Here is a 13,830-nt window from a genome sequence, read left to right as displayed (position 1 = left end):
GGACGTCTGGTTCGGAAAGACATCGTGATGCGTCTTGCATTGCGCAAGCGTTTCGCCTGCCCCGCTTGCCAAATCGCTTGTTCGGAGGGATGGTCCGACAGCCGTTGGCAAGGCAGTCGAAATTATATGGGCGTTTTTAAATCGTCTGTCAAAAATGCCGGTCGACCGAGGGAAAACACGGAGGGTTTTGGGGGTGGCGGTGGCGATGGGGGCGCAACCGCGTGCGGGGCGAGAACGTTTGCCTGGGGTGCAATTGGGTTGCTATGGGGTGGGTCGGGTTGGGTTGATGCCTTGCTGGGCTTGGCTTTCGGCGATCTGGGATTTTCGTGCGGTGCGTTTTCGGGTTGCTAACGGTCTGATCGCTGAAAATCAATCAACTGATGATTGCTTAGGTTGGCACCAACTCGGGGCGGTCGGTCGAGGCGGGCAATCCTACTGTTTACAAACAAAACTAAACATTTGGAAGCTAGTTGTTATTTATATGAAATAATACGAATTCGCTTCTGCAATCCAGCCAGCCTTCCTGTGAGTCGCGTACGCCGCGCCTCGCAGCCGCTTCAGGGCCGCTTCGACGCCCGTCCGTCGCCCAGCCGCCAGCCAGTGATCTGCCGTTTTTTTCTCATCGCATATCACCTGCTTCGGAACGCTGATGAATCACCCTTTCTGCTTTTCTTCCGCCGCCGCGATCGCGTGTGCGCTTTCTGTTTCTACCGCCGATGCTTCCGGACACGATTCGCTGACCGATCGGTCAGTGGGTGCCAATGTGTTTCGGTCGGAGCGTCGGGCTGCGGCTCGGGATGACGGGCATGCGGCGCGGATGGGCCATAGTCGCCTGGAGTACGCCGCGCCGGTGGAGCGCGGTCCATTCGATACGCCGGATACGCGGCCGTTGCGGGTGACGGGCGATGCGCTTGTGGTGCCGACGCCTTCGGTTGAGCACGAGCCCGATTTGGTATTGCCGTCGAACCGAGTCGCGCTCGGCGCGGGTGGCACGGATAGTTTTGGTCGTGCAGTGCCTGGCTATGAACAGCGCGCGGAGAACTGGAATGAATACCTGCGGGCGAATGGCTCTCGGCCCGCTGGTAGTGGCGGTTCATATGCGCCGCAGCGCCCGTACGATGCGCCGCGCGGTCCGCATGGCGCGCCGAATCCGTTCGATCCTTCGGTGCCGCAACCGGAAACGCGGACGTTTTATGACAACGGCGCGGGGACGAAGTGCACGGCGACGGGCGGTGCGGGGACGTCGCGGTCGTCTTGCAATATCGGTTGGTGAGGGGTTGGGGGTGGTCGGCTGTGGTTGCCACAGACGTCGGTATAACAGTCATTGTCGTCGTTACGACGGCAACAACCAGTTCCTCGCAGGCCCGCGATCACTCAACTTGTGAACAAGCTGCCCATATTGGGGGTGCCGGACGCGGGCCCGCTCCTTTCAAAACTGAAGATCTACCTTGACAGCGCGACGCGTGTTCTCTGGTGGGCCCTCTCGTGTAAGGCGACTAACGAAATCCCCTATCGAACCAGCGATTTTCGTTAAACCGCTACCACTGGGCATCAATCCCGGCCCTACCTCACTTTCATGGTCCCAGAACCCAACCGATTGAGAATCGTCCGACGTATCGATCCTCAAACAGATTTGGTTACCACCCGGCGCTTCTCCTATCGGAATCCAACCCGCTGGGATACGCCCCTTATACGTCTCAAACATCTGGAGCATCGACAAACCGTACTTGCTCACTAGTCCGTAGAGGATCTCCAGAGCATCAGTGCCATCTTCTGCGGCCCATGGCGACGGCTCATCGGTACGAAATTTGATGAACGAAGTGAACTCAATGTCTCCACCAAAGTGGTGCAATAAATTTCTGTAGTCATCTGGAAGCGGACCAACTTGAGCCTCCAAGTCGGCCAGCAGATGCGTCTTCGTCTTTAGTGGCAAATCGATCGGAGCAGCTCCGAGTTGCGTAAGTTTGTCTAGCATCGTGCCTTCCCCATATCGCTATGGCCACGCTCTTCAGTGATGCACATTGCTTCGATCGAATTGTCCACATAAAGTCCCAATCTATTCAGCGTCATGAATCATTTGATCCGAACAAAATCGCGACTTCCCGCATCACCCCACTTCCTCACACATAACAGAATCCACCAGCCTCACTACCTCAAAATAAATTGATTTCCTCAATAATCAAATATCAAAAAACCACTCAATAAATTCATTGAACCCATTCCATCTAGCCTTCATATTTCCACCCAAAAAATCCCTCAACGAATCCCCCAGCCCAATATCAAAAACCTCACCGGTTTCCGTATTACAGAAATAACCCCGCTCCCCGGAAAACGAATCCAACGGAATATATGGCTCTGGAATTTTAAGAACATCTCGAACTACCCTCAATCTGCCATCATAGTCAGAGTTGTTCAAAAACCAGCAGATTTGATATATCTCACCATTGCGCGACGTGAATGTTGGGCCATCCTCGACGTGCAAGTAAAATTGCGAAAAATCTGATGAAACATCAACCCCTATCCTTAAGAGGGCATCCCTATATGTCGGTTCAATATCATCAAACCACCAATTCTTACCCTGACAAAATGAAACAATTTTGCTTGACAGCATATCAACCTCCACATCGGACAGCAGCTTTTCTTCGTTCCGTTTCAGCGGCAGCACGCTGCCTCCAATACTCCTCACGGTCCGCATTGAATGTATCTCTATTCACTGGATTCACTGGGTGCGGATTAGGCAAATAGGGATGCAGCGCCTTGCTACCATAATACCGTTGATGGGTGTCCGCCGACAATTCAAACAAGGAACCCAGCCCATCTTGGTTTGAATGATGCAGGTTAAGCTGTGAATAAACTCCGTTTTTCACAACAAATGGACTTTTCCCACTTGCAGCCAAGTCGAGATTCGTTACTGTTCCGCTTCGCGTGTTTACCGGCAAATCCCAATCAATCGCTTGTTGATAAACAGTATGAGTACTCCCGGACGGAGCAGTAAACACCGATGGGGTGAAGAATCCTGTCAACCCCCACGGATCAATCCAAGAGATCGGGTTCGGCGCGAATTGATAGAGGTTGATCCCGCCCCGCAACGAGATCGGGTCGGGGTTAATGAAGCGGCCAATGTCCGGATCATAGAACCGGAACGTGTTGTAGTGCAGCCCCGTCTCGCGATCCAGATATTGCCCCTGCGAACGCAAATTCTGCGGTCGCGGTAAGTAAGCAGGTGTTGGCGTAGTTGGCTGCACCTCGCCCCACTCCGGCACCGACTGCTGTGGAGCCCGCGCGATCCACTCCTCCTGCACCGCGTTGCCCCAAACCTTGTATCGCGCCTGCCAAATCAACTCGCCTTCAGCGTTAGTCAGTTCCTCCGGCAACCCCGACACATCGTTGTGGAAATAGTAGACCGCATCCCGCGCATTGGCGTCGTTAGCCGCCGCCTTGCCCTGGTCGATCCGCGCCAGCGGCACATAGCTATTCGACTCATACAAGTACGTCAGCGCTTCCTCGCCCTGACGGTCGTGGTACGTCTCCTGCACGAGCCGCATGCCGTCCCACAGGAAATCCGTACTCGCATACCCGCCATTGAGCTTCCGAATCCGCCGACCGAACGCGTCGTATTCGAAGTGCGTCGTCCCGACACCAAGCCGGTCCTTCGTCACGACGGTCTTCAATTGGTTCCAATCGTCGTACTCAAGTACCAACTCTTTGGCCGGCCCGTGCCCACTCAACTTGCGAACCAACCGCCCATAAACGTCGTACTCGAAGCGCTTGTCCTCGAACATCTTGAGCCGGTTGTGCTCTACGAAGCCTCCCGGGTGATCGCTCGACACCAGGTTGGCTGCCGCGTCCCAACGAAACACTTCCGACGGCAATCCCGGCCCGGCCGCCTGTTCAATGCGACCGGTCGGGTCATACCGATAGCTCGTCGTGCCATAGCGCAGATCCCGCTTCTGGATCACATCTCCCACAGCGTCGTATTGCCATTGCTTCGCCAGCAACTCGTCCGCCGCCCTGCCTCGCTGTGCAACTTGCCGGGCACGACGGCCCACCGCGTCGTACCCGAAATGACTCGTCAGCTTGCCTTGCGTCCGCAGAACTTCCCGATGCAGATCATCGCGCTCGATGTCGGCGACTGCGGCACCGTCAACGCGGATCTGGTGCACATGGCCCGACCCGTAATGCAGCCAGTCGATCGTGCGCTCGCCCGAGATCGTGGTGCTGACGCGGTTACCAAGCTCATCGTAGGTATGCGCAAGCCAGCCCGTCGGCGTGTACTCCTCGAGCACCTCACCGCGCGCGCCGTACTTCAGGCTGACCCGATTCTTCAGCGACGAACCGCGAGCCCCCAGCGTGTACAACTCGGCCGACGCGATTCGGCTCGCCTTGTCGTACAGGTACTCACATCGCTCATGCGTAGCTTGCTTCGCCGTCAGTCGACCGATCGCATCGCGCTCGTATCGCGTCTCGATCTTTCCATCCCGCACGACCGTGCCTTGGCCGCACACGTCGTATTCGTATGTGCGCTTGTGGCCATCGAGCCCGATCTGCGCAGCCACCAAGTCGCGACGGTCATACTGGAAGCGATACGACTCGCGGTTTTCGTTGGTCAAGCTCGCGAGCCGGAACGCATCGTCGTACCCGAATCGCACGACACGATTAGCCGCGTCAGTACGAGAAAGCAGCAGCCCGCGCGGATTGATCTCATACCGCGTGCTGCGCTGATTCGCGTCGACAACTTCGACAAGACGCCCGGCCAAGTCATACCGAAACGCCTGACGAGCACCATCGGCCGTCCCGATCCCCGTGACCCGCCCCATCGCATCCGTTTCGTACACGGTCGACTGTCCAGCCGCATCAGTCACACGCGAAAGCGCACCGCGTGCGTCATACGCAAACCGCGTAACCTTGCCGGAACAATCGGTATACGACGTCAACTGCGCACGGCCATTCCATTCAAGGAACTTGTACCCACCCCGCGCATCGCGAATCGTGTGCACGAGCCCACGCTCGTCCCGGTGATACTCGGTCGCAAAACCTGCCGGATCGCGCGTCATCGTCAGGTTGCCGCGATCGTCGTAGCGATAGATCCAGCGCGAATTCGCCGGATCGGTTTCCGCTACGGGCAGGTCGTAGTACCCGTTCCACTCGGTCCGCTCGACCTGCCCGAGCGCATCGATGCGCTGCGTCTGACGCCCGCGCTCGTCGTATTCAAAGCGCGTCGTGTTCCCGGCCGGGTCGGTCGTGCTGACCAACTGCCGCTTTGCATTCCACTCCAGCTGCCACACGTGGCCTTCGGCATCCGTATGACTCGTCGGCTGCTGGTCCTCGTTCCACGTCCAGCGCGTCACGCGACCGATCTGGTCGGTGATCGTCACCGAGCGCTGCGCGAGATCCGCGTCGAACGTGTACGCTTCGCCGTCGTTGGTCCAGTGGCGCACCACACGCGCGTCGCGACCGACACCCTGCCACGCATAAAAACACTGCAGGCCGCCGCGCAACGTGTGCTGGACCATCAGTCCATGCTCGTATGCGAAGCGCCGCCCGATATGACCGCTCCGATCGGTAACGGCCGCCAGCTCGCCGGCGTTGCTATACGCATACCGCACCAGCGTGTCGGGTTGTTCACCGTCGACACCACGAGTCAGTTCGATCGCGGCAATACGTTGCGGATGCAACTTGTCGTACGACAGCGTCAGCAAGCGGCCGGCGCTATCGTGCAACCGCGCAGGCCGCACAACCTCATCGTGCGCTTCTCGCTCGACCTCGATCCAGTTACCGTTGCGATCCTCAAGGCGCCAGAGCTTGAGCGTCTCGCCATCCGCATCGGTACGGGCACGACCGAAATCGCGATACACACCGTCGACCGTCTCGACCACATAGTGGCCGCCCTCGGTGCAGATCAGGTAAATGCCTTCCGGCACGCTGAAATGGCTCTCACCCGGCGGCACAGCCGGGAACACGATATCGCGCCCCTGCTCGTCCCAGTACGTGATCGACACCACCTCGCCATGTTCACGCGCGAGTCGCAGCTCGACGCTGATCGGCACGCTCCACCCGGTCCCGAACAGGCTGTCGGCGCGATCATCGAGGCTGCTATAGAAACGCTGCCAGACGATCGGCAGCGGCCCGGGCAGGACGAAATCGGTATCGTCCGTGCCATCGAGAACCTTGCTGCCGGTAATGACGTTAACCGGATGGCCCGCCGAAGGCCTCGCCAGACTACCCAGCCAGGTACCGAACGCACCCGCCGCGAAATTCATCGCGATACACGGCACCTTGCTCTTCAGGAAGTCGCCCCAGCTCATCTTCCCGCGGCCGCACACCGCGAGCGCGATACCGAGCGCAGCCCCCAGCCACCCGAGCCGAGTAGCCGACTTCACATCCCGCACCCGCTGCGTCCCACCGCCGATGAAAACGTTGTCCGAGCCTTCGGCAATCGTCCCGTCGCATGTCGTCTTGTCACCGACCCGCGCGGCCGGTTGATTGTTGATATAAACGCTGCCCGACCCGTCGGCAATCATCTGCGGCCCGGGATGATCGGTACACGCAACGGTATCGAGATCGCCCGGCTTCGCCGCCCGCGCCGCCGGCTTGTTGTTGACGTAGACGTTCCCCGACCCACTCGCGATCTTGCCTTTGATCTCGGGCGGCACGAGCGAATTGGCCACCGACTTCGCGCCGTCGTCGATGGCATCGTTCATGCCGCTCGCTTCCATCAGCGCGCCGGAGCCGACCGCCACGCCTACACCGATCGCAATCACGAGCGGCGTCGCCAACCCTGCCGTGCCGATCTCGAGCGCGGCGAGGCCGGCGAATATCAGCCCCTCCATCGCCTCTGCCACCAACGCACCGACGATGGCCCCGCCGACCACCGACCCGACCGTGCCGACAAGCTCACCCAGGAACGACGTGTGCTGGATCGGATCTTCGAAGCGCGCGGCCGCGAAGTTTTCCGCGCTCACGACGCGTCACCCGGCCCGAGCAGGGACGGCCGCGCCGCGCGCGGCTGGAAACTGGCGAGCATGCGTTCGGCGATCGCCTGCTGTTCTTCGGTCAGCGGCGCCGCGCTGGTCAACGTCATCACCAGCACGCGGCCGGCGTCGTCCGACGGAAACATCGTCTGAACCTGATGCCAGAGCCTGCCGTCCCGCTCGAGCGTGGAATCGATCTGGACGCCCGCACGGGAACCGACCGTCACCGGCCGACGCGCCTTCTCGGTCAGCATCCTGGCATCGCGCGACGCCACTTCCCATTCGCGCGCGACGAACGCGTCGAGATTCTCCCCGTCGCGCAACCGTCCGCGGGCGATCACGAGATTGAGGCCGCCGGGGCCGACGTTCATCATCAGGATGTTGACGGTGCGGTCGAGCGCCGCGTCCGGCAGTTCGAAGGTGCCTTCGTGGATTGCGTAGTGCATGGCTGGTTTCGTTCGAGTTATTTGTTGAGATCGATGCGCGTGCCGTTGATCATCACGCCGTCGTCGGTCATCAGGATCACGGAGCCCTTGTGCTCGAGGCGGATGCCTTCCGGCGCGAGCGAGATCGAGCTGTCCATCACCTTCAGCAGGATGCCGCGCTCGGCCATGTAAACCTGAGTGCCGCCGCCGCCATCCTTGGTCGGCGTCATCACCTCGACGGTGGTCGCGGTCGTGCTGCGCTTCTCGGCGATCGTCTCGGTCAGGTTGCCCTGCGGGATCTGCTTCTCTTCACTCCCCGTTGCCACCAGCACGGTACGCATCGGCCCCAGCACCTTGTGCGTCTCGTTGTTCTCGACGACGGTGTTCATGTCCTTCTGCGCATGCATGAAGAACTCCTGCATGCCGTTCGTGTCGGTCATGCGGATTTCGTTCGACCCCTGCCCCTTGTGCGTCTGGCTCTTGATCCCCATCGTCTCGCCGGCCGCCCCATGGTACGGGTTGCCCTGCTCGCCGTTGAACACACGACCAACGATCACCGGGTTATCCGGATCACCCTGATTGAACGCCACCAGCACTTCCTGCTTGATCCGCGGAATCGCGGCCGCGCCCCAGCCGTCGCCCGCCCACGGTTGCGATACACGCACCCACATCGAATCGGAGCCGTCCTTCTTGCCGCGCCGGTCCCACGGGAAATGCACCTTCACGGCGCTGCCATTCGTGTAGATTTCCTCGCCCTTCGGACCGACGACGATCGCCGACTGCGTGCCGTGAATCACCGGCTTCGGCGTGCCGCGCGGCGCACGGTACGGAATCTTCTTCGGCAGCAGCGCGAAGCTGTTGCGATACGGCAGCTTCGCGCTGTGCTGCGTGTAATCGTTCACCGCCTCGTGACGCACGTGCAGGATCACGTATTCCTGGTTGTTCTCGAGCACCGGGTGATTCGCCACGGTGACGGCGCCCGCCGTGGTCATGCGCCACGCGTAGCCGCCGCCGGTATAGCGATGGGCCTGCGCCTCCTCGGCTTCCATCGCGAAACGCGCGTAGCGGTTGCCGTCGTCGCCGTGGTCGTACAGCGACTGGTGCTCGAACCGCTCGGTCGCGTCGAGCCGCGCATGCTTGAGGTTCTGCGGCCCGGCCTCCACCAGCATCAGCGGCGACGACGGATTCTGGTGGTTGAAGTCGCGGAACGTGACCTTGCCCACGCCGAAGCGCCGGCCTTCGTGCAACTGGTCGATGCCGCTGTCCTCGCTCGCCTCGGTGGCCGCGAACGGCACCGTCGCGAGCCCGTCGATCGGGCGGAACAGCAGGTTCGAATCGCCGATCACCAGGATGTGCTTGTCCTTCTCGTAGCGGTGCGTCCAGACCAGCCCCTCCTGCTCCATCAGCCGCGCGCAGAAGTTGTAGTAGCTCTCCTGGTACATCACGACGTACTCGAGCGGCTTCTGGCTCGTCCGGATATCGAATACGAAGTCGGAGAAGCCGTGCTCCTGGAAGATCTCGGTGAGGATGTCCTGCGCGGTCTTGTTCTGGAAGATCCGGCAGTCGGTCGAGCGCGTCAGGAACCAGAACCACGGCACCGCCGTCAGATGATATTGCGTGACGTTGCCGGGGTTGCCGGCGCGGTCGAACGACGCGACGTAGCCGTCGAAGTAACGATCGTTGTCGGCGGCGCCCGATGCGACGACGCGCTCGAGCGTCGACAGGCGCGCCTGCTGGTCGAACCGGATCTTGACCTGCTGGCCGATGAGATCCTCTGGGCGCAGGTCGTGGCGATGCGACAGCAGGTCGAGGTGAATCTCCGGCAACCGGTTCACGTGCTCGTCGACGACGGCGGCGCTGACCAGCAGCACGTCCGGGCCGAGCGGCGTATCGAGCGTCACGTAGCGGTTGAGCTGGGTCAGGCGCGCGGGGTTGGCGGCGCCGTTGATCGCCTCGGCGATCGCGCCGGGCGTCTTGTCCATCAGCGAGAAGCCGGTCTGCGCGAGCTGCATCGCGCGCTGGACGGTGTCGACGTGCCCGGCCAGGCCCGCGAGCGGCCCGAGGCTGCCGGCGACGCTCGACGCAACCGGGCCGGCGAGACCGCCGAGCGCGCTCAACGAGCCGAGCGCACTACCGCCCATTCCAGTGGGAATACCCCCGTTCGGAGCGAAACTCATTCTTGTTCCTTCTTGTGTTCTCAGGTTCCTGGTGCCGGCTGACCGGCCCGAAGCCCCGATAATGTAGGACAAAATCCGGACGCGTGAAAGACACCTGCAAACGTTTCCGTTCGGGCCCCCGATGGCCCGAAAACAGGCCGGCGGCCGGCCGCCCGGACGCGGCAGCCCATGCCGAATCGCCGCGCCGGCACGCGCGGAACAGGACACAATCTGCATGAAACGTGTGACAGATCCGTACGGGGCGAAGCATCGCCCCCAGTCACGATGAAATAGTGCGAACGCTCGGAACGGAACGCGCGCTTGCAAACGCGCGGTACCGCTACACGCTGCCGGTCGTCGCGTTCGATCGCATGTTTTCCGGTGCTTTCAATCGCCTTTCACACCGTCCAGGGAAACCGCCCCGGTCACCGCGGCGACACCACGATCGCCGCCCGCCGGTTCTGCGCCCTTCCTCCCGGCGTCCTGTTGTCCCCGACCGGATCGCTCTTCCCTTTCCCGACGATCGCGATGCGCTTTGCATCGAGCCCCACGTCGACCAGTTCGAGGGCAACGACCTCCGCCCGCCGCCTGGACAGCTCGAGGTCATACTCGTCCAGGCCTTCCCGGTCCGAATATCCATAGACCCGTACCCCGTTGATCCCCGCCGAGTGGAGCGTGCGACCGATCCTTTCGACGATCCGCCGCACATCGGGCTTGAGGTTGTAGCGATCGAAATCGAACAGGATCGGCCCGGCCGAGCCGAACTCGAAACCCTGCTGGGTTTCCTGGAACCCGGCCGACTTGAGCGCCGTGACCTGCGTCTGCGTCAATCCACGATGAAGCGGCGGCGTCTTGCAGCCTCCCAGCAGCATGCACAAAAGCAGCGCGCTGCCGACGCACATGCGCCCAATGCCCACCGGAAACGTGTTGTTCATCATTGACCTCTTCGATTGCACGCGCATCGCGAGCGCGCTTTCCACCCACTGCTGCGGCCTCGCCCGCAGCGTGAAACGATGCACCTCAGGCCGCCCCCGCGACCCCTTCCGCCAGTTGCCACGAGCCTGGCCGGGCGCGCTTGGCGCGGTACATCGCGGCATCCGCCGCCCGCAGCAAGCCGCTCGCATCCGACGCGTGATCGGGATACAGCGCTACGCCGGCACTCATCATGGTGGCCACCACGCGGCCGTCGGACAGCTCGATCGACGGCCCCATACCGGACAAGATCTCGTCAGCAATACGACATACGCTACCCGCTTCGCGCACGGCCGGCAGCATGACCGCGAATTCGTCGCCGCCCAGGCGCGCGACCAGGTCGGTCTCGCGCACCTGCGTGCGCAGCCGTGACGCGATGCCAATCAGCACCGCGTCGCCGGCGTCGTGGCCGAGGCAGTCGTTGATTTCCTTGAAGCGGTCGCAATCGAGATACAGGATCGCGACCCGCTGCCCCGTCAGCGCGGCTTCGCCGAGGGCGAGTGCGAGACGCGACTCGAACTGCACGCGGTTGGGCAGCCCCGTGAGCGCATCGTGCGTCGCCTTGTGTTCGAGCGACGCGTTCTCGTCGCGCAGCGTGTTCTGCCACTCTTCGAATTCGTCGAGCAATGCATTGAAGTCGTCGCCGAGCTGGTTGAGTTCGGCAATCGATGTGGGCTCGACGCGCTGCGCGAACGCACGTTCGCGCCGCACCGCGTGGGCGACGCCGGCCAGCGCGCGCAACGGCGAAACGATGCTGCGCAGCAGGCGCTTCGAGCTGATGTACGCACCGATCACGCTGACGGCCAGGCAGCTGAGAATGCCGCCCACGCCGCCAAGCAGGAATCCGAAGAACTGATGGCCACGGCCGCGCACGACGACGTGACCGACGACGATGCCGTCGTGTACCACCGGCGCGGTCACGGGCCCCGGCAGCGCGAGGTCGGCGACGACGCGTTCGAGCCGCGCGATCCCGCTGCCGGCGGGCAACTGCCACGTCGCGAACGGCTGGTCCTTGCTATCCGTGACCACCACCTGCGCGACATCTTCATCGATGGCGATCAGCCCGATCGCCTCGGCCGCCGCGACGCGGTCGCCGAACACGAGCGCGGCCTCCACCGTATAGCCGAGCGAACGGGCCAGCAGGTTCAGGTTGTTGCCGGCATACGCGCGCAATGCAATCACGGCCACCACGATCAACGACACGGCGGCCATCGCGACGGCAACGAACGCCAGGCGCAGGTGCGCGCGACGCAGCACGCTTTGCAGCGTCGGGCGCGGCACGCGCGACAGCGAAACGGGCGGGACGGGTCGTGTCATGGTGCCCCCGGCCGCCGTGCGAGATTGAGCACGCTCGGATGCACGCGCACGCCGCTGCGGGCGACCGCGTCGAGATTGATGTCGAACGACACGCGTTCGCCGTCGACGTTGAGACAGAACATGCCGCCCGCCGTGCAGGATGGATCGTGTTCCGCAATCGTCAGCACTGGATGGCCGGCTAGCGCCGCTCTCACGCGCGCGCGTTCATCCGCGCCCAGGTTGCCGAGATAGACGATGTCGCAGGCCATGCCGAGCGCGGGATCGTCGAAGCGCACACGCTGCACGTCGAGCAGCGTCGAGCCGGCCTGCAGCGTATCGGTCAGGCCGCCCGCATAGTCGGGCCGGCCCGTGACGCATAGATGCAGGCGCACGGGTGTCGTCGGCCAGCGGGTGAAACTGATGATGCCCAGCACGACCTGACGCACGGCCGCGTCGTGTGTCGCAGCTGCCGGATCGGCGGGATCGGCGGGGCTTGCGGGCGCAACGATGCGCACCGTGTCGGCCGGATCGAGCGCGTCGGCGGAAGCTCCGGCAAGCATGGCCTGGGCGGCCCCCAGAACGCAAACGATTGCGACCAGCGCGTGGTGCAGCGGGGCGGTTCGGCCGGGACGGCCGGGCGCCGTTCGCGCGGCGATTGCCGCCACGTCCGCTGGCGTCGCTGCAGTCGCGAGACTGGCAGCCGACGCGCACACTTTCGCATCCATGATGGCAACATCCGCTGGCGTCGCTCCGGCGCTGCCTCCCGCCTCCCTCCATGCGCGTGCAGGCACCGAATTACGCGCATGATGGCTTCATCTTAGGTAAAAATTCGCATCGCCAACCAGTGGGAAACACCCGCGAGAAACGGGGAAAGTATGCGGAATCGGCGCTGGTGCACGAACTTGTTGCCGATGTCGATCCGGTGTCGACGTCGGGAAATTGATCAGCGGATTGGATGCTCGAGGATGCCAAACTTCATACGTTCTGTCGCGCGAGGCCGCCGCCGACACATCGCATTGAATACATCTGGCAGGAATGACGTGCATCCATACGCACGCACTCGCGCGGTGGGGCACGCTGTTCGCGATGACTTGAAAACGCCGTGAACAACTACCGTTCGTCAGCTTCCTCGACGAAGATCTCGAACCACGCGTTCATCACGGCCCAGAAATCCACGCGCTCAAGCTCGGTCGGACGCTCGTGCCACCATAACCGCCCTGCCGGGTTGCTACCGCCGGCCCCTTCGCTCGAATCGACGCACAGCCAGTCACCGCTGCCGTTATGAAACACGGTCCGCACGAGATCCGGTTTCACGCCGAGCTTGCGCATCTCGGCAGGCGTCAGGTCGAGCTTGCCGGCAAGCGCGGCCTGATCGGCGAGCGGCAACGGCCCCATCGAATGCGCGGGAAAGAACGTCCAGCCGTCATGCACGGTTTGGTGGAACCGTCGCAGATCGCCGGGCAGTGCAGGCCACGGTGACGCATCACCCGGCCACCGCTCGCCCAACGGCGTACGGCCGATGAAGAAATTCAGGTCGTCGTGCCCGACCGTGTACGGATACAGCAGCACGACGTCGCCGCCGTCATTGCGGAACACGGCCGGACGCGCAAGCTTGTCGCGAAAGAACTGCGCGACGGCCGGCAGCCGATCGATGATGCCGGCCCACATCCGCACGAGCGTCTCCGCCAGCATGTCGTCCGGCGCGGCGAGCAGCGCGCGCCATGCCGGCGGCACGTCGACATCGGCCGGCATCTCGTCCACCGCGAGCCAGACGCTGCCGGTCGCCCGGAAGCGCTTCAACTCCGCCGCATAAACCGATGCGGTCAACTCGATCATCGCGTGTCACCCTCGAAGGCCGGAACCCGCGCATTCTACTGCCCGCGTCGGCACGACGATCGCGAATCGTCGCGCGCGGGCCACCTGTCGTGCGCAGGCCGCGCGCGTCCTCTTGGTGCCCCACGCCGCCGCGAGTATGCTTGCAGCTCGAACTGCTCTCCAACCCGGGCGCAT

At 62.6% G+C, this 13,830-nt stretch carries 10 protein-coding genes; 1 reads left to right on the top strand and 9 read right to left on the bottom strand.

Translation table 11 applies throughout. The features are described from left to right. The first annotated feature begins 649 nt into the window (after window positions 1-649). Window positions 650-1,273, top strand: a complete 624-nt coding sequence (locus tag CFB82_RS21560; protein WP_089485204.1) for a hypothetical protein — start codon at window positions 650-652, stop codon at window positions 1,271-1,273. Window positions 1,274-1,429: 156 nt separating this feature from the next. On the opposite strand, the gene CFB82_RS21555 is transcribed toward CFB82_RS21560, so the two are convergent. From CFB82_RS21555 to CFB82_RS21515, 9 genes are all read right to left on the bottom strand, one after another. Then, on the bottom strand, window positions 1,430-1,975 hold the full coding sequence (locus CFB82_RS21555) for an SMI1/KNR4 family protein (RefSeq protein ID WP_089485203.1): 546 nt from the start codon (window positions 1,973-1,975) through the stop codon (window positions 1,430-1,432). Between the two features lie 204 nt (window positions 1,976-2,179). Further along, window positions 2,180-2,665 carry a hypothetical protein gene (locus CFB82_RS21550; protein WP_218829075.1) on the bottom strand — a complete coding sequence of 162 codons (486 nt, stop codon included), beginning with the start codon at window positions 2,663-2,665 and terminating at the stop codon, window positions 2,180-2,182. Further along, entirely contained in the window at window positions 2,613-6,962 is a 4,350-nt protein-coding gene (locus tag CFB82_RS21545) for an RHS repeat-associated core domain-containing protein (protein ID WP_179255434.1), read from the bottom strand. Before CFB82_RS21545 ends, CFB82_RS21550 begins: the two co-directional genes overlap by 53 nt. Next, window positions 6,959-7,417, bottom strand: coding sequence for a DcrB-related protein (locus CFB82_RS21540; protein WP_069252319.1), 459 nt, complete (start codon window positions 7,415-7,417; stop codon window positions 6,959-6,961). The genes CFB82_RS21545 and CFB82_RS21540 overlap by 4 nt, the downstream gene beginning before the upstream one ends. 17 nt (window positions 7,418-7,434) lie before the next feature. After that, a complete protein-coding gene (locus CFB82_RS21535) occupies window positions 7,435-9,573 on the bottom strand; it encodes a type VI secretion system Vgr family protein (RefSeq protein WP_089485201.1) in 2,139 nt (712 codons plus the stop codon). Window positions 9,574-9,977: 404 nt separating this feature from the next. After that, window positions 9,978-10,487, bottom strand: coding sequence for an OmpA family protein (locus CFB82_RS21530; RefSeq protein WP_089485255.1), 510 nt, complete (start codon window positions 10,485-10,487; stop codon window positions 9,978-9,980). A gap of 85 nt (window positions 10,488-10,572) precedes the next feature. After that, on the bottom strand, window positions 10,573-11,841 hold the full coding sequence (locus CFB82_RS21525; RefSeq protein ID WP_089485200.1) for a diguanylate cyclase domain-containing protein: 1,269 nt from the start codon (window positions 11,839-11,841) through the stop codon (window positions 10,573-10,575). Beyond that, window positions 11,838-12,545, bottom strand: coding sequence for a YfiR family protein (locus CFB82_RS21520; protein ID WP_089485199.1), 708 nt, complete (start codon window positions 12,543-12,545; stop codon window positions 11,838-11,840). The genes CFB82_RS21525 and CFB82_RS21520 overlap by 4 nt, the downstream gene beginning before the upstream one ends. A 385-nt stretch (window positions 12,546-12,930) precedes the next feature. Continuing rightward, window positions 12,931-13,656, bottom strand: coding sequence for an SMI1/KNR4 family protein (locus tag CFB82_RS21515; protein WP_089485198.1), 726 nt, complete (start codon window positions 13,654-13,656; stop codon window positions 12,931-12,933). Between the last annotated feature and the right edge of the window lie 174 nt (window positions 13,657-13,830).

The sequence above is a fragment of the Burkholderia sp. HI2714 genome (genome assembly GCF_002223085.1).
GTDB lineage: Bacteria > Pseudomonadota > Gammaproteobacteria > Burkholderiales > Burkholderiaceae > Burkholderia > Burkholderia lata_D.
This window is presented reverse-complemented; position numbering and strand designations above follow the sequence as displayed.

Coding starts and splice junctions, on each gene's coding strand:
- CFB82_RS21530 (WP_089485255.1), bottom strand. CDS start 10,487: ATGAACAACACGTTTCCGGTGGGCATTGGGCGCATGTGCGTCGGCAGC.
- CFB82_RS21525 (WP_089485200.1), bottom strand. CDS start 11,841: ATGACACGACCCGTCCCGCCCGTTTCGCTGTCGCGCGTGCCGCGCCCG.
- CFB82_RS21515 (WP_089485198.1), bottom strand. CDS start 13,656: ATGATCGAGTTGACCGCATCGGTTTATGCGGCGGAGTTGAAGCGCTTC.
- CFB82_RS21535 (WP_089485201.1), bottom strand. CDS start 9,573: ATGAGTTTCGCTCCGAACGGGGGTATTCCCACTGGAATGGGCGGTAGT.
- CFB82_RS21555 (WP_089485203.1), bottom strand. CDS start 1,975: ATGCTAGACAAACTTACGCAACTCGGAGCTGCTCCGATCGATTTGCCA.
- CFB82_RS21540 (WP_069252319.1), bottom strand. CDS start 7,417: ATGCACTACGCAATCCACGAAGGCACCTTCGAACTGCCGGACGCGGCG.
- CFB82_RS21520 (WP_089485199.1), bottom strand. CDS start 12,545: ATGGATGCGAAAGTGTGCGCGTCGGCTGCCAGTCTCGCGACTGCAGCG.
- CFB82_RS21560 (WP_089485204.1), top strand. CDS start 650: ATGAATCACCCTTTCTGCTTTTCTTCCGCCGCCGCGATCGCGTGTGCG.